Here is a 16587-nt window from a genome sequence, read left to right as displayed (position 1 = left end):
CGCCGCTGGGGGGGCTGTCCTCGCGTTTGCCCCCGCACCCCCCCCATTACCCACCCCCTTTACCCCCCCCGGCGGGGGCCGGCCCCGCCCCGGCGGGGGGGCCGCGGCGTATGGATGTCAGGCCTTCCAATGCCATCCGGCGGCATGCCAGGATGCGACGCGGGTGTTGGAATTTGCCTGGAAACCCTCCAGCCCTTCCTTGCGGCCGAACACGTTGGTGGAGGCAAACAGAGGCAGGAACGGCAGATCCTGACGAACGATTTCCTGCACGCGCAGATAGATGGCGCGCCGCTGTTCCCGATCGAAGGTGCGCGCGCCCTTCTCGAGCAGCGCATCGACCTCCGGGTTGGAGTATTGGCCGGTGTTCGAGCCCTTTCCGCCCTTGGCGACGATCGCCTTGCTGTGCAGGCGGTTGGAAACATCGGGGTCGCCCGCGATGAGATTGGTTACACCGGAGATGGCTGACTCAAATTGCGATTTGAGCCAGAAATCGCCCCACATGACGGCGGCCGGAAGGTTCGAGATGGTCATCTCCACGCCGATCTCGGCAAATGTCTGCTGCAGGAACTGCTGCGTCTGCTCGCGCAAGTGGTTCCCGGAGGTGGTGGAGTTGGCGAACGACAGGCGCACCCCGTCCTTCACCCGTATTCCATCGGCTCCGGGTACCCAGCCGGCCTCGTCGAGGATCTGGCCCGCGCGCTCGAGGTTGAACTCCTGTGCCGGCAGGTTCGGATTGTAGTAGAAGGAATTCTGCGGCATGAACGTCTCGGTGGGTTTGTGGATCCCGTAATAAAGTGCTTCGAGGATCGCTTTCCTGTCGATTGCCGCGTAGAGCGCCTGGCGGACCGCCGGGTCCTTGAATTGCGGCTTCTCAAGATTGAGATAGATCGACTCGACCGATGCCCCAGGCTCCAGCTTGACCACACGATCCGATAGTGTGCTGGCTTCCGCGTAGTGGTCGGCGGTTATGAATGCCTGGTCGACAAGATCGATGTCGCCGCTCTTGAACTGGGTGTAGAGCACCGTCATGTCGGGGATGTATTTGAAGACGAGCCGCTCCAAATAGGGGCCCTCCCCGGCATAATCCGCGTTCGCGACGAGTTCGATATGATCGCCGGCAACGCGCTGCGCCCACTTGAATGCGCCAGTGCCGACAGGCGCCTGATTGAAGGCGGCGGCGTTGGGGTCGGCCTCCTTTTCGAGTATGTGCTTGGGAACCATGAAGGTTTCGGCGAGAAACGACAAATAGGGGGCGAAAGCCTCCTCCATCCGCCAGGTGAGCTCGGTCGGCGAGACCACCTTGATATCGCGCACCAGCGAATGGCCGGCCGTGCGCCACGCCCGGAATTTCGGATTGGTGATGAGCTCAAGGGTGAATTTCACATCCTCAGCCGTGAAGGGCCTGCCGTCGTGCCAGCGGACATCGTCACGCAGGCGGATGTGCCACTTGAGACCGTCCTCTGAAATGCCGCCGTTTTTCTGGCTTGGCACTTCGACCGCAAGATTGGGCTGAAGAACGCCTTTGGGATCCATGCGGAAGAGCGCATCGAAAAGCGAGAAATGCACAGCGTCGTCGACCTCGATATGCGGCATCAACGGATTGAATACGGTGGGCTCCTGCGACAGACCGACGACGACGCGGCCAGTTGGGCTGGCTGGCGGGTTCTGGGCGAAGGCAGGCTTGCCCAACAGATTGGGCGCAATGAGGCCTGCCGCCCCGCCTATCGCCATCAACCGGAGTGCATCGCGTCGCGAGTAGTTTGATTTGGTGCTTGAGCGTTCAGTCATTGGAATTCCCCTTGTTTTGGCGGTGTCCGCCGTGGCTATTATCCGTTTGCTGCAACCGGGCGGGTCGTTCCCGGCTGCTCTCCAGGAATCGCCGCCACCAGCTCACGTGTGTAGGCTGATTGCGGGTCGAGGAAGATTTGCGATGGCGGTCCGCGTTCAACGATCCGCCCCTTCTGCATCACCGCGATTTCGTCGCAGATCTGGCTGGCGACGCGCAGGTCGTGGGTGATGAAGATCATCGACACGCCGGTCTCCCGCTGGATCTGGTCGAGCAGCTGCAGGATCTGGGCCTGGATCGATACGTCGAGCGCCGACACCGCCTCATCGGCGATCAGCAGCTTCGGCTTGAACATCAGTGCCCGAGCGATGCCGATGCGCTGGCGCTGCCCACCGGAAAATTCATGCGGAAAGCGATCAAAGGCGCCGGCATCGAGGCCGACATGGGCCAGGAGCGCCCTCGCCTCTTCGCGCGCCTGGGCATAGGGCGTGCCGTGCGCGACTGGGCCAACGGTGAGGATGTGGCCGATCGTCGAGCGCGGGTTGAGCGAGGCGAACGGATCCTGGAAGATCATCTGGACCCGCGGCCGCAGCGGGCGGAATTCGGCTTCGGAAAGCTTGGCGATGTCGCGACCCTCGAACAGAATCCCGCCGCCGTCGCTGTCCAGCAGCTTGATCAATAGCCGACCAAGCGATGATTTGCCGGAACCGCTTTCGCCCACAACGCCCAGCGTGCGCCCGGGCGCCAGATCGAACGAGACCTCGTTGACCGCGGGCACGACGCGCTGCGCGCTGAACAGGGAACTGCCGCTTCGGTAGGTCTTCATCAGGCCTTCGACCTTCAGGATCGGCGCTTTGTCGGCCGTCTCCAGAGGAACGCGGTTCTCGCCGGTCAGGTGCGGGACGGCTGCGATAAGGCGCCTTGTGTAGGGATGGCCAGGCGACTTCAGGACCTGTTGAGCGCTACCCTGCTCGACGATGTGGCCCTTCTCCATCACGACGACGCTGTCTGCGATCTCGGCCACCACGCCGAAGTCGTGAGTGATGAACATGACGCTCATTCCCTTGCGGCGCTGAATGTCGCGGATCAGCTCCAGAATCTGTGCCTGTGTGGTCACGTCGAGCGCCGTCGTCGGTTCATCCGCGATCAGGATCGTCGGTTCAAGCGCCAGCGCCATGGCGATCATCACCCGCTGCCGCTGCCCGCCGGAGAGGCGGAACGGATACTGGTGGTACATGAGTTGCGGGTCCGGCAGTCCCACCTCGGTCAGCAACTCGACAGCGCGGCCGCGACGCGATTTCGGAGTGCCGACGCCGTGCGCCGCCATGACCTCGTCGATCTGCGCGCCCACGGTCATCAGCGGATTGAGCGCCGACAGCGGGTCCTGGAAGATCATCGACACCACCCGGCCGCGCAGGCTGCGCAGCTTGTCCTGCGGCATGCCCACGATGTTCGTCCCATCGAGGTGGATGGCGCCCGAGGAGAGACGGATCACCTTGGGCAGCAGCCCCATGATGGCGTTGGCGGTGACCGACTTGCCGGATCCGGACTCGCCAATGACGCACAGAATCTGGCCGCGTTTCAGATCAAACGAGATGTTCTCGACGGCATGGGTCCGCTCCATGCCTTTCGGCAAATTCACCGTGAGGTCGCGCACCGAAAGCGCCACATCGTGGAGGGCTACAGGCTGGATCGTGGCGACCATTGCGATCATCTCCCGTTTGAACCGAGCGGGTCCACGCTGTTGCGGACCGCATCATCGCGCTTTGAGCAGAAGCGCCTCACCATAGCGACCGTCGTCTGGTCATCTCGGCGCTTCGAGCGCTGAGGCTGCGAGAGACGGATTCTGCTCATCCTGGCGGCTCCCTTGATGAAATTCGGTCCGTGTACCGGACACTGTTCCCTTTTCTTGGAGAACTCTCCGAAGGCGTAAGCCCTGCCTATCGGAAGTCCTCTGGAGCTTACCCGTTATAAGGAAGGGTGCTCCGTTCTTTCAGCCAGTTTGACTGTTCTGTATCCGCATAGTCGTCGAAATTTGGCCCTCGGGCGGCAGGAACTTCTGAAAAGAACGTCAGGTTCGGCATTTCACTCTGCTCCCGTTCCGGCGCAGAAAACCGGGATCAGACAACCAGGTCCTTCTTCCGCTGATTTGTGCGCGACAGGCCTTGCGTCACTGCGCGCCGCGTCCCGAAAAGCCCATGCCGCAGATCGCGCGACTGGATGAAGTGTACTCCTGCTTGCCCCTACGAGGTTGGGGCCAGCGAGCGCTTTTTCGGCAACAATTGCCTGTTCCAAGGGCTGCAAACCGCAGGAAATTCCGTCCAGGCATGGACTCCGCAGCCTGCCTCTGCGGGCCGCAGGTTAGGATGCTTCAAATTTACGGAGTCCCATCCATGCCCGCGCCGCTCATTCACATCGAGTCCAGCCCATCCCTGCCTCGCGAGGCGGACGTCGTCGTCATCGGCGGCGGCGTGGTCGGCGTATTCACGGCCTATTATCTCGCACGCCGCGGCATCAGCGTTGCCCTGCTGGAGAAGGGGCGCGTTGCCGCCGAACAGTCCAGCCGCAACTGGGGCTGGTGCCGTCAGCAGAACCGTGACGCACGCGAGTTGCCGATGGCAACCAAGAGCCTCGATCTCTGGGAAAAAGTGGCGCAGGAGACCGGCGAGGACACCGGCTTCCGCCGCTGCGGCCTGCTCTATCTCTCGCAGGACGAAAACGAGTTGGCAGGCTGGGCAAAGTGGCGCGATTTCGCAAGGACGGTTGGCGTCACGACGCATGTGCTGAGCGCAGAAGAAGCCACCGAACGGGGCAAGGCCACCGGCCGCAAATGGAAAGGCGGCGTGTTCTCGCCAACTGACGGAACGGCGGATCCATCGAAGGCGGTGCCGGTTGCCGCGCGCGGCATCATGGCGGCCGGCGGCACCGTGCATCAAAATTGCGCGGCGCGCGGGCTGGAACTGAGCGCCGGCCGGGTCAGCGGCGTCGTTACAGAAGCCGGAACCATCCGCACAACGACCGTGGTCATGGCCGGAGGCGCGTGGGCTTCTTCCTTCTGCAACCAGCTTGGTATTCGTTTCCCGCAAGCTGCCGTGCGTCAATCCATTCTATCCGTAGCGCCGGGCGCAGAAGGCCTGCCGGATGCCCTGCATACCGCGCGCGTCTCGCTGACGCGGCGCAGCAACGGTGGATACGCGCTGGCGATCAGCGGGCGGGCGCGAGTCGATCCAACGCCGCAGCAGCTCAGGTTCAGCCGCGAGTTCGTGCCAATGTTCGCCCGTCGCTGGCGCAGTCTGGCCCCGGGAGCGTTCGAGGGCTGGCGTCAAGGTCATGAAAGCCTGGGGAAATGGGTACTTGACGACGTGACGCCATTGGAACGGAATCGGATTCTCGACCCCAAACCTGACATGAGGCAGATTCGCCTGACCTATCAAAGAGCCTGCGAATTGCTGCCCGAGTTCCAGCGCGTCGCGATTTCTCATGCTTGGGCGGGCTACGTCGACTGCACGCCCGATGGCGTCCCGGCAATCGGTGAAGTGGAGGGGATTCCGGGCTTCATTCTCGCCGCGGGATTCAGCGGCCACGGCTTCGGGATCGGCCCCGGCGCGGGACATATGATCGCCGATACCATCACCGGCAGCGAACCGATCGTCGATCCGCGTCCTTATAGGCCCGAGCGTCTGAATTCAGCCGCGTGGGGCAAGGTCGCTGAATTCTGAGAAGACCTTTGCCAAGCTGCAACCGGTCGCACACGAGATCGGGGTCGCGAGCGGCCAGCACTGAAAACAGGGCCAGCACTGAAAACAGGAACTGACGATGCGTGAATATGAGATTGCCGCCATTCCAGCCGACGGGATCGGCCCGGAGGTCATTGCCGCCGGTCTCCAGGCGCTTGAGGCGCTGCAGCAGCGCTGCGGCGACTTCAATCTGCGCGTCCAGCACTTCGACTGGGGCACAGACTACTACAAGGTCCATGGTCGGATGATGCCCGAAGACGGGGTGGCGCAACTGAAGCGCTTCGACGCCATCTTCTTTGGCGCGGTAGGCGCGCCCGATGTGCCCGACGACATCACGCTTTGGGGGCTCCGGCTGCCGATTTGTCAGGGCTTTGATCAATACGCGAACGTGCGGCCAACCAGGATATTGCCCGGTATTGCTTCGCCGCTGGCCGGCGTTGGCCCTGGCGACCTGGATTGGGTGATCGTGCGGGAGAATTCCGAGGGCGAGTATTCGGGCCACGGCGGCCGAGCCCATCGCGGCCTCCCCGAGGAGGTCGGAACCGAGGTCGCGATCTTCACGCGCGTCGGCGTCACCCGCATCATGCGCTATGCATTCCGGCTGGCGCAATCACGGCCGCGAAAGCTCCTGACAGTCGTTACAAAATCCAACGCGCAGCGTCACGGCATGGTAATGTGGGACGAAATCGCAGCCGAGGTGGCGCCGGAATTCCCGGACGTCGCCTGGGACAAGATGCTGGTCGATGCTATGACAGTGCGTATGACGTTGAGACCTCGTAGCCTCGATACCATCGTCGCCACCAATCTTCACGCCGACATATTATCGGACCTTGCTGGCGCGCTCGCAGGCAGTCTCGGCGTTGCACCGACCGCCAACATTGATCCCGAGCGGCGCTATCCCTCGATGTTCGAGCCAATTCACGGCTCAGCATTCGACATCACCGGCAAGGGTATTGCCAACCCGGTCGCCACCTTCTGGACCGCTGCCCAGATGCTCGAACATCTGGGCGAAAGCGCAGCTTCCGCCCGGTTGATGAGTGCTGTGGAAATGGTGACGCGTGAAGGCGTGCTGACGCCGGACGTGGGTGGGACAGCGACCACGCAGGAGGTGACAGACGCCGTCTGCCGGACGATCCGCGGCTCGAACGTGTGACAGGTTTGCAATGAAGCTCGACAAGATCGACATCAAGATCCTATCGCAACTGCAAAAGAACGGGCGGGTCACGAATGTCGAGCTCGCCGACCTGGTGAACCTTTCACCAAGCCCTTGCCTGATGCGGGTGAAGAAGCTTCAGGCGGAAGGCTTCATCACCGGCTATTCCGCCCAGATCGATGTGTCCAAGCTCGGGCAGACTCTGACGATCTTCACCGAAGTCACGCTCAAGCATCACCAGCAGAACGACTTCGCGAGATTTCTCACCGCAATTCAGAAAGTCGATTCCGTTATCGAATGCCACCTGGTTTCAGGCGGTTACGACTATCTTGTGAAGTTTGTCACAGCGGGCATCAGCGAGTACCAGACGATCATGGAGCGCATGATCGAACTGGATATCGGAATCGACAAATATTTCAGCTTCGTCGTGCTGAAGTCACCAATCGTCAAATCCCATTTGCCGCTCGACGCCATATTCGACAGGTGAGGAAGCGGCTGCCGCGCGCATGCAGCGGCAGTCTGGACGATCATCCCTTCATCGCCGACCGCACGTCCTCGTCCTCGAGGGTTTGATCCAGGGTCATCCGGGTGCGTTCGAGGATTCCATCAATATCGTCGTCGGTGCAGCAGAGCGGCGGCGCAAAGCCGAGAATGCCGCTGTTGAAGGCCCGGAGGACAAGGCCGTTCACCCACGCGCGCTCGAAGATGCGGCGTCCCGGATCGGCCGCCGCCGGCAGTGGCGTCTTGCGCTCCTTGTCGGTGACCAACTCGATTGCTGCCAGCATGCCGCGGCCGCGAACGTCGCCAACGAGCGGGTGGTCGGCGAGCGAGCGAAGGCCTTCCATCAGGCGCTTGCCGGCCTTGCGCCCGTTCTCGAGCAAGCTGTCTTCGTAGAGACGCAGGCATTCGAGCCCGACTGCCGCGCTCACGGGATGGGCCGAATAGGTATAGCCATGGCCGACAGGCGCTTTGCCGGCTCCGTCCGCGATCGTATTGTACACGCGGTCCGAGATGAAGACGGCGCCCATCGGCACGTAGCCCGAGGTCAGTCCCTTCGCCGTGGTCATGAGATCCGGCACGACATCGTCTTCCTCACAGGCGAATAGAGGGCCGGTACGGCCAAAGGCAGTGATGACTTCATCGACGACGAACAGGATGTCATGTTCCTTGCACACGGCGTGCAAAGCCTTCAGCCAACCTGTCGGTGGAACGAGGACACCGCCCGAACCCTGGATGGGTTCGGCGTAGAAGGCCGCAACGCGGCCAACACCGAGTTCCGCGATTTTGGCGCGCAGGGCCGCGACGGATGCATCGATGATCGCCTGCGGGTCGGAACCGACCGGATTGCGATAGGCGTAGTGCGAGGGAATCTTGTGCTGCCAGTCGTAAGGCACGCCGAAACCTGCATGGAAAGCCGGAATCGCGGTCAGGCCTGACCCTGCCGTCGAGGAGCCATGGTAGCCATGCTCGACCGAGATGAACTGGTCCTTCTGCGGCGTGCCCTTGGCATGGTAGTAATAGCGGATGAAGCGGATCGTGCTGTCGATTGCGTCGGAGCCGCCAAGCGTGAAATAGACATGGTTCAGATCGCCGGGCGCCAGTTCGGCAAGCCTGGCAGCAAGGCGAATGGCAGGCTCGGACCCCAGCCCGAAATATCCCGTGGCATAGGGAAGCTCTCTCAGCTGCTTGGCGGCTGCTTCAACGACACTTTCCTGGCCGTATCCGATGTTTACACACCATAGACCGGCGAATCCGTCGAGCAGGGTTTTCCCGCTTGCGTCGGTCACCGTTGCGCCCTTGGCGGATTTGAGCACCCGCACGCCCGTCTCCTCATGGCTCCGATAGCATGAAAGCGGGTGAACCAGATGTGCGCGATCGAGTTCGATCAGTGAATTTGCCAGCATTTCTTCCTCCGATTCAACCGAGTGCCTGATTTAGCCGACTGCCTGATTTAACCAAGCGCCTGACTGACCAACGCATATGTGCGGTGATGCGCGGGCTCGCTTTCCTTGTGCGTGGCCATGGGGCGTCGCATCGTGATCCCACCGCCGACGTGCGCGAGCCCGCGTCTGGTGAGCCATTCAGCAAGATCCGTTGAGACGTCGGTATCGACACGGACGAACTTGCCCTGATGATGGGCGAGCAGAAAGTCGATCAGGGCCTTGGCCTCGGCACCGTTTCTCGCCACCACCGGCCCGATGACCAGCCCCCGGCCGAATGGCCGGATGGCGGAAAAGGCCTGGGTATCGCCTTCATCGCGTATGACAGCGAGCTTCGCGCGCTCGAAAAGCCGCTTCATCAGCGCCGAACGGTCATAGCCAAATGCCTCGCGATCCAGCACCTCGAGGCGCGCAAGATCGCCGCTCTCTGCCCAGGATACACGGGCCGGCGCCGAAACTGCCAACGCCTCGCCTTGATGCTGCACGATCTCGCCAGTCGTGACGAAGCCCAGCTTCTCATAGAGCGGCAGGCCTTCCCGTGTCGCCGTCAGGCAACAGGTGCGCTCATCCGCCTTGGCAAGCGCCTCTTCCATCATCTTTCGGCCGAGTCCGCGGCCGCGCATCGCCGCATCGACGATCACCATGTTGATGGCGGCGGCATCGTCGCCGTAGGGGGTCATCATGATGGTCGCCACCACGCGTTCTTCTTCCAGAGCGACGATCCCCCGGCTGACCGGCTGGGCCAGTTCCCAATCCTCGCGGCGATGCGGCCAATTGACTTGGCGAGACAACTCGACAGCACCTTCCAGGTGCCCCGGTGTCATCTCTTCAAGGATGATCTGTCGTGTGGTCATGATGAGTTTCCAGCCTTCGTCTTCAGTGCTGACGGTAGACCACCAAAGACAGCAGTTCCTTCCGACCGGCAGCCAAGCGCGACGCGTTTTCACTATCCTTCGCCGCTCGTGCCGCATCTTCTGCCGGAGCAAGGCCGACAGGCCGCGCCGCTGCCAAAGCTCGAAAGGACACCTGGCGCAACTCTCTGCCAAACCGGCGATGCAATACGAAACGATCTGCTTCAGGTCGCCGCGAATGCGGCCGTTAGTCTTCCAGATCTCCGACTATGGTGATTGTGGTACAGGCACGCTGTGCCGAGAAAAACCAAGGAGGATTGTCGCCATGTCGACGTTCAGACCGAAATACATCACCTTCGACTGCTACGGCACGCTCACCAATTTCGATATGGCCGGCGCGGCGCGGCGCGTCTACGGCGAGCGCCTCTCCCCGGAGGCAATGGCCAGCTTCGTGGAGGCTTTTAGAGGCTATCGCCTTGACGAGGTGCTGGGGCCATGGAAACCCTTCCTCGAGGTGGTGCAGAATTCCATCGAACGCAGCTGCAAGCGCATCGGTATCCAGTTCAAACCCGAAGACGCCCAACGCATCTATGACGAAGTGCCGACCTGGGGTCCGCACCCCGACGTCCCGGCTGGCCTGTCCAGAGTGGCCAAGGAAATCCCACTGGTGATCCTGTCCAACTCCATGAACAGCCTGATCATGTCGAATGTGGAAAAGCTCGGCGCGCCCTTTCACACCGTCATCACCGCCGAAGAGGTTGGCGCCTACAAGCCGCTGATGAAGGGCTTTGAATACATGCTCGACAAGCTCGGCTGCGGCCCGGAGGACATCACTCACGTCTCCTCCTCCTTCCGCTACGATCTCATGACCTCCTACGATCTCGGCATCAAGAGCAAGGTCTGGGTGAACCGCGGCCACGAGCCCGCGAACCCCTTCTACGAATATACCGAGATCAAGGATATCGGCGGGCTGGCCGCCGCGGTCGGCCTGGAGCCCGTTCGGGAAGTTGCTTGAGGCCGGCGGGCGTCCGGCCATCGCGGCATTCGAAGTATCGAATCGGGTAGGAGGGAGCCTTTCGGCGTCCCTCCTCCCACACCATCATGCGTACGGTTCCGTACACGGCGGTTCGTGTCGCGCTCGGCTTGAGGTCCTCAATGCCCGCCGCCCTATTGGCGCCCCAGCCTTATCTTGCGGGTTCCGCCCGCTACTTCCGGCTCGGGCCCTCTCGCGAGGTATCTGCCCAAGGCGGTCGGAAATGAAGTCCGACCTCCATCGACACGTTCAGCCCTTCACCGGTTGGTCCGGCTACTACGCCTCTGCTGACTCCTGCCGACCCATCCCGGCGCCTCTCGGCGGCGGTAGCACACCTGTCTCCAGGGGCAGGTCGGCAGGCCTCCCAGGGTAAGACGCGTGACCTTCGTGCCATCTACCTTGTCGCATCTACGGCCGCCCTCCGGGTGATATCGGGCTTCGGGTTTTGCGGCCCCCTCGCCCGGATGCGGACGCCTCATATGCGCTTCCTGTTCGTCAGGCCGGCACTTTGCTTGCAGCTTCCTTCAGACCCCGCCTCGCGACGACGCCCTTGCTGTTCGGCTAGCGGTTCCCATCACCAGGGCCCCCGCAGAGGACTTTCACCTCCAAGTCATCGACCGGATACCACCCCGGCCAAACGGCGCTTGCGCACCACGCGCCATGCCTGGCGCACAATGAGAAAGGGGCGGTTTCGACCGCCCCTTTCTGATTCTGGTGCCGCTGTTGCGACTCCGGCAAAGCCTACTGGCTCAACCCGCCGACGTGAAGCGTCTTGACCTCGAGATATTCCTCGATCCCGAGTTGCGATCCTTCCCGCCCCATGCCTGACTGCTTGACACCGCCGAAAGGCGCAATCTCGGTCGAGATCAGGCCGGTATTGAGCCCGACCATACCGAACTCCAGCGCCTCGGCAACACGCCATGACCGCTTGAGGTTGTCGGTGTAGAAGTAAGCGGCAAGGCCGAACGGCGTCCCGTTCGCGATCGTGATGGCCTCTTCCTCCGTCTCGAAGCGAAAAAGCGGCGCCACCGGACCGAAGGTCTCTTCCGATGCCAGGAGCATCTCGGTGGTAGCCTCCCCCAGGACGACGGGCCGTGCATATTGCCTGCCGTCCGGCACTGCCTCGCTTTGGGCGAGGATCTGCGCGCCTTTCGTCTTGGCATCCGCGATGTGACGCTCGATCTTGTCGATCGCGGCCGCGTTGATCATCGGGCCGATCTCAGTGCCGTCGTCGGTCCCCGCGCCAACCTTCATCCGCGTCACGCGCTGGCTCAGCTTTTCGGCGAAAGCGTCGTAAACGCCTTCCTGCACGAGAATCCGGTTCGCGCAAACGCAGGTTTGACCGCCATTACGGAACTTGGATACGATCACCCCTTCAACTGCGTTATCAAGATCGGCGTCGTCAAAGACGATAAAGGGCGCGTTGCCGCCAAGCTCCAGGCTCAGCCGCTTGATGCTGTCGGCCGCGCCACGCATGAGCAGCGCACCGACGCGGGTCGAACCGGTGAACGAGATCTTGCGCACCGTTTCGTTGGCCATCAGCTCTTTGCCGATCTCGCCCGGCATGCCGGTCACGATGTTGATAACGCCTGCCGGGATGCCCGCCCGCTCCGCCAGGACACCGAGCGCCAGCGCCGAGAATGGCGTAAATTCCGACGGCTTGATGACAACCGTGCAGCCGGCGGCCAGCGCCGGTGCTACTTTGCGCGTGATCATCGCGTTGGGGAAATTCCACGGCGTGATGATGGCACAGACGCCGACTGCTTCCTTGAGAACCAGAATGCGTTGATCGGCGGTGGGTGACGGAATGGTCGAGCCACCGATGCGGCGCGCCTCCTCCGCAAACCATTTCACGAAAGATGCGCCGTAGCGGATTTCCGCCGACGCCTCGGCAAGCGGCTTACCCTGTTCCAGCGTCAGTAGAAGCGCCAAATCCTGTTCGTGCTGGCGAATGAGGTCGTGCCATCGCTCCAGCAATCTCGCACGCTCGGCATGGGTCGTCTTCTTCCAGCTTTTGAATGCCTCGGCCGCAGCAGCGATAGCGGCCCTGGTGTCGTCGCCGCCGATATCGGGAACGCTGCCAAGAACGGCCAGGGTGGCAGGGTTGGTGACCTCGACGGCGGCCTTTGTATCCGCTTCCCGCCACACACCGCCAATCAACGCCTGCTGGCGGAACAGGTCCGCATCGTCAAACGTGCCAATCTTCGTTATCGCATTCATGGTCTTTCCTCTGCCCTTTCAGCTCAACGCCGCAAGCACGGCTTGCGTGATTGTTTCAGTCCGGTCCTTGCCTGCGATCGTGCCAATGCCCCGCGCGGTTATGGACTCGATTGCCGACATCACTTCTGCCGCAGCATGCCCCTCGCCCAGATGCTCGAGCATCATCGCACCGGACCAGATCGCGGCGATCGGATTGGCGACACCGAGATGCGCGATGTCGGGCGCCGAACCGTGGACCGGTTCGAACATGGAAGGCGCACTGCGATCGGGATTGATATTGGCGGAGGCGGCGTAACCCAGCCCGCCCTGAATGGCCGCTCCAATATCGGTGAGGATGTCGCCAAACAGGTTCGAGGCGACGATCACGTCGAGGCTTTCCGGCGCCAGCACCATGCGGGCGGCAATGGCGTCGATGTGGTAGTGCGAGACCTCGACATCGGCATAGTCCTTCGCCACCTCACGCGTGACCTCATCCCAGAAAACCATGGAATGCTTTTGGGCGTTGGATTTGGTCACGGATGCGAGCTTCTTGCCGCGCGCCAGCGCCTGTTCGAAACCGAAACGCATGATCCGTTCGACACCGGCACGCGTGAAGATTGACGTCTCAATCGCGACCTCATTGGCCGTGCCGGAATGCACGCGCCCGCCGGCGCCGGAATATTCGCCTTCCGTATTCTCGCGAATGCACAGGATGTCGAAACCATCGGAGCGGAGGGGCCCCTGAACGCCCGGCAACAGCCTGTGCGGCCGTATGTTGGCGTACTGCGTGAACCCTTTCCGGATCGGCAGCAGCAGTCCGTGAAGCGATACTGAGTCGGGTACTTCCGCGGGCCAGCCTACAGCGCCGAGATAGATCGCATCGAATTTTCGGAGTGTCTCGATGCCGTCTGGCGGCATCATTGCGCCGGTTTCCAGGTAGTAGGCGCACGACCATGGGAAGCGTGTGCCATCAAGGGCGAAACCGCCCCGTTTGGCCGCGGCCTGCATCACCTGCCATGCCGCCCCGGTCACGTCCTTGCCGATGCCGTCGCCGGGGATGAGCGCTATGTCATAGGTCTTCATCGATCGAGGTCCTCATTCGCACTAGCGGAACCATAGCGGACCGCGTGCCGCATTTTTCGTCGAGAATGAGCGGCCCGACAGCGTCGAATCGCGTCGGGCCGAACTTGGATAGTCGATTGTTCTGGAACCGCCGCGCGCTCTACTCGGCCGTACCTTGAGCACTGAACTCAGTCGTAAACGCAGACGTAGATCTTGCGCACGGTCTCGATCGTGCGCCAGACACCCACGAAACCGGGCTTCATCACGAAACTGTCGCCGGCGCGGTAAGTCTTGGTCTCGCCGCCCTTCTCCTCGATTTCGATGAGGCCCGAAAGGATATGGCAAAACTCGTAGGTGGTGCCCTTGATCGAATGCGTCTCGCCGGGGGTGGCTTCCCAGACGCCGGTCAGAACCTTCTCACCTTTCGAGGCATCCTGCGCCCAGCTCTTGAAGGATGGAGTGCCGGAAATGAGCCGCTCAGGCAGCGGCAATGCCTCCTTCGGCGTGAAGGCGGGATTTGTGTCAATCGTGGTCAGCAGTGACATGTGGGTCTCCTGGTTAGTAGCCGAGTGTCCGATCGATGAGGCCGATCAGTTCTTCGCCGGCGCGGTGGCGCCGGACGTTGTCGACGGCGGCTTGCGCCGCCGTATGTGGTTGTGTCACCGAGGCAATGTGCGGCGTTATCATCACCTTCGGATGCGACCACAGCGGATGGTCTTCCGGGAGCGGTTCCGGATCAGTGACATCAAGCATCGCCGCGGATACGTGGCCTCTGTCGAGCGCGTCGATCAGCGCGGCCTGGTCGAGTTGCGGACCCCTGCCGACATGCAGCAGGCGCGCCCCTGCTGGCAGCAAGGAGAAGAGTTTTGCATCGAGAATGCCGCTGGTTTCCTGCGTCAGCGGTAGCAGGCAGACGAGAATATCCGTCTGCTTCAGAAAGCGGGGCAACTGATCGGCGCCGTGAAAACAGGTGACTCCCTCTATCCGCTTTTCGCTGCGGCTCCACCCGGCAAGCGGAAACTGGAATGGCTTCAGGCGCTCGATAGCCGCCTGCGCCAGCATGCCAAGACCAAGAAAGCCGACCCGGCGCTCGGCCGCCTGTCGAGCGGCAATCGGCTGCCAGAGGCACCTTTTCTGCTGCTCGAGATAGGCGGGCATCTCCCGGTGGAGCGCCAACACGCCAAGCGCGACGTATTCCTGCATCATGCGGATGATGCCGTCCTCGACCATGCGCACCAGCTTCACATGGCTCGGCACGACGTCCTGCTTGAACTGGTCGACGCCGGCTCCGATCGAAAACAGCACTTCCAGATTGCGATAGCGGGAGATGTCGTCCGGCACCGTCCATGTGATGAGATAGCGCACCTTCTCCGGCTCCATCTCCTCGCCGGAATGGAAGAATTCCAGATCCGGGAGTTCGCGCGCGAAGATCTCGCGGAACACCGCGGCACGCGCCACATCGGAATTGAAAAGGAATGCCATGGAACCCGCCTCTAGTTCACGCCGCGAGACGCGCGCCGAGATCCTCGATCATGCTCTGGCAGGCAGCAAGCTCACCGATCTCGATGTATTCATTGGGACGATGCGCGCGGGAAATTTCGCCAGGGCCGCAAATGATCGCATCGATACCGGCCTGCTGATAAAGTCCGGCCTCGGTGCCGTAACTGACCGCTGTGAGCGGCTCCTGCCCGGTCAGCTCGGTCAGAACGGCCGCCAGCTTGCTCCCATCCGCCGGCGCAAGGGCAGGATAGGAACTCAACTCGTGCCAAGCCACCTCGAAGCCGCTGTCGCGTAGATCGAAAAGCCGTGCTTTGACCGGCTCGAGCAGGGATGCCGGAGAAACGCCCGGCACGGCACGCACCTCGATATCGGCTGTGCAGTGGCCAGCGATGATGTTGACGGCTTGTCCACCGGCGATGACGCCCACCTGCAAGGAAGAATATGGGGGCTCGAAATTGTGATCGAGCGGGCCGCCGGCGAGGGATTGGCCGTATGCCACCGCGTGCGTGATGACGCCGGCCATGGCGTGCACGGCATTGAGGCCGAGATCGGGGCGTGACGAATGACCGGATCGCCCGATCACCTCGAGCCGCGCGGCGGCCTTCCCCTTGTGCGCGCGCACAGGCTGCATCCGGCTCGGCTCGCCGACAATCGCGCCAAGCGGCCTCTCGCATAGGCTCGGCAACGCAGCCAAGAGATGCGGCACACCACGGCACCCCGCCTCTTCGTCATAGGAGAATGCGAAATGAACTGGCTGCCGCAGGTTCATTGCCGCAAGTCCTGGCAGCGCGGCCAATGCGCAGGCGAGAAAGCCCTTCATGTCGGTGGTGCCGCGGCCGTAAAGCCTGCCGCCCTCGCGACGCAGGACGAACGGATCGGAGCTCCATTCCGGCTCGCCGGCCGGCACGACATCCATATGTCCGGAGATGACGTAGCCCCGACCGGCACGCGGGCCGACCGTGACGAACAGGTTGGACCGGTCGCCCTCGGGACCGGGCAGAACCGTCACCGCGGCTCCGGCTGCCTGACAGTAGTCGCGGATCCAATCGACGATCTCACCGTTTGGCGTGCCCACAACTGAGGGAAACGCAATCAGGGTCGCGAGGATTTCTTCCACGTTCATGGCTGTCCGCTCTGCTTGCACACTGTAGGTTGCGACCAGCCTATCCCTGAGCAGCAGTGTTCCCTGCCGAATCGCGTCGTGCTTCGGCTGAAGATTGCGAAAAAACGCCTCGAACCAGCGAAACCTGCTGGCGTTCCCCTGTAATGCTGCTGCAAATGAGGCCTGTCGCAAACATGGCTATCGGCGCCAGGATTTAACACCGC

The 16587-nt window shown here is 62.2% G+C and carries 13 protein-coding genes; 4 read left to right on the top strand and 9 right to left on the bottom strand.

Features of this window, described 5'->3' with window-relative positions:
- Positions 1–117: 117 nt before the first annotated feature.
- Both AC0L2C_RS28000 and AC0L2C_RS27995 read right to left on the bottom strand, forming a co-directional pair.
- Entirely contained in the window at positions 118–1788 is a 1671-nt protein-coding gene (locus AC0L2C_RS28000) for a peptide ABC transporter substrate-binding protein (protein WP_473524933.1), read from the bottom strand.
- 38 nt (positions 1789–1826) lie between these two features.
- Positions 1827–3491: an ABC transporter ATP-binding protein gene (locus tag AC0L2C_RS27995; RefSeq protein ID WP_023798451.1), complete on the bottom strand. Its 1665-nt coding sequence runs from the start codon at positions 3489–3491 to the stop codon at positions 1827–1829.
- A gap of 688 nt (positions 3492–4179) precedes the next feature.
- Between AC0L2C_RS27995 and AC0L2C_RS27990 the strand changes: the two genes are divergently transcribed.
- From AC0L2C_RS27990 to AC0L2C_RS27980, 3 genes are all read left to right on the top strand, one after another.
- Positions 4180–5505, top strand: a complete 1326-nt coding sequence (locus AC0L2C_RS27990; RefSeq protein WP_473524932.1) for an NAD(P)/FAD-dependent oxidoreductase — start codon at positions 4180–4182, stop codon at positions 5503–5505.
- A 97-nt stretch (positions 5506–5602) separates the two neighbouring features.
- Positions 5603–6676, top strand: coding sequence for a tartrate dehydrogenase (locus tag AC0L2C_RS27985; protein ID WP_473524931.1), 1074 nt, complete (start codon positions 5603–5605; stop codon positions 6674–6676).
- A gap of 10 nt (positions 6677–6686) precedes the next feature.
- Positions 6687–7163 carry an Lrp/AsnC family transcriptional regulator gene (locus AC0L2C_RS27980; RefSeq protein ID WP_027151795.1) on the top strand — a complete coding sequence of 159 codons (477 nt, stop codon included), beginning with the start codon at positions 6687–6689 and terminating at the stop codon, positions 7161–7163.
- A gap of 40 nt (positions 7164–7203) precedes the next feature.
- Here AC0L2C_RS27980 and AC0L2C_RS27975 read toward each other — a convergent pair whose 3' ends face one another.
- Together AC0L2C_RS27975 and AC0L2C_RS27970 are read right to left on the bottom strand one after the other, a co-directional pair.
- Positions 7204–8580 carry an aspartate aminotransferase family protein gene (locus tag AC0L2C_RS27975; protein WP_128172485.1) on the bottom strand — a complete coding sequence of 459 codons (1377 nt, stop codon included), beginning with the start codon at positions 8578–8580 and terminating at the stop codon, positions 7204–7206.
- Positions 8581–8627: 47 nt separating this feature from the next.
- Positions 8628–9470, bottom strand: coding sequence for a GNAT family N-acetyltransferase (locus AC0L2C_RS27970; RefSeq protein WP_473524930.1), 843 nt, complete (start codon positions 9468–9470; stop codon positions 8628–8630).
- Positions 9471–9792: 322 nt separating this feature from the next.
- Between AC0L2C_RS27970 and AC0L2C_RS27965 the strand changes: the two genes are divergently transcribed.
- On the top strand, positions 9793–10482 hold the full coding sequence (locus tag AC0L2C_RS27965) for a haloacid dehalogenase type II (protein WP_473524929.1): 690 nt from the start codon (positions 9793–9795) through the stop codon (positions 10480–10482).
- 759 nt (positions 10483–11241) lie between these two features.
- Here the strand turns inward: AC0L2C_RS27965 and AC0L2C_RS27960 are convergent.
- The 5 genes from AC0L2C_RS27960 to argE all read right to left on the bottom strand — a co-directional run bounded on the left by AC0L2C_RS27960 (position 11242) and on the right by argE (position 16384).
- A complete protein-coding gene (locus AC0L2C_RS27960) occupies positions 11242–12720 on the bottom strand; it encodes an NAD-dependent succinate-semialdehyde dehydrogenase (RefSeq protein ID WP_473524928.1) in 1479 nt (492 codons plus the stop codon).
- 18 nt (positions 12721–12738) lie between these two features.
- Positions 12739–13782 carry a tartrate dehydrogenase gene (locus tag AC0L2C_RS27955; RefSeq protein ID WP_473524927.1) on the bottom strand — a complete coding sequence of 348 codons (1044 nt, stop codon included), beginning with the start codon at positions 13780–13782 and terminating at the stop codon, positions 12739–12741.
- Between the two features lie 167 nt (positions 13783–13949).
- Positions 13950–14306 (bottom strand): cupin domain-containing protein, encoded by a 357-nt coding sequence (locus AC0L2C_RS27950; RefSeq protein ID WP_023798459.1) that lies wholly within the window; start codon positions 14304–14306, stop codon positions 13950–13952.
- Positions 14307–14319: 13 nt separating this feature from the next.
- Positions 14320–15243: a 2-hydroxyacid dehydrogenase gene (locus AC0L2C_RS27945; RefSeq protein ID WP_473524926.1), complete on the bottom strand. Its 924-nt coding sequence runs from the start codon at positions 15241–15243 to the stop codon at positions 14320–14322.
- 16 nt (positions 15244–15259) lie between these two features.
- Positions 15260–16384, bottom strand: a complete 1125-nt coding sequence (gene argE / locus AC0L2C_RS27940; protein ID WP_473524925.1) for an acetylornithine deacetylase — start codon at positions 16382–16384, stop codon at positions 15260–15262.
- Between the last annotated feature and the right edge of the window lie 203 nt (positions 16385–16587).

This window comes from Mesorhizobium sp. WSM4845 (genome assembly GCF_055811455.1).
Note: the sequence above shows the minus strand (reverse complement) of the source record. Positions and strands in the feature narration are given on the sequence as shown.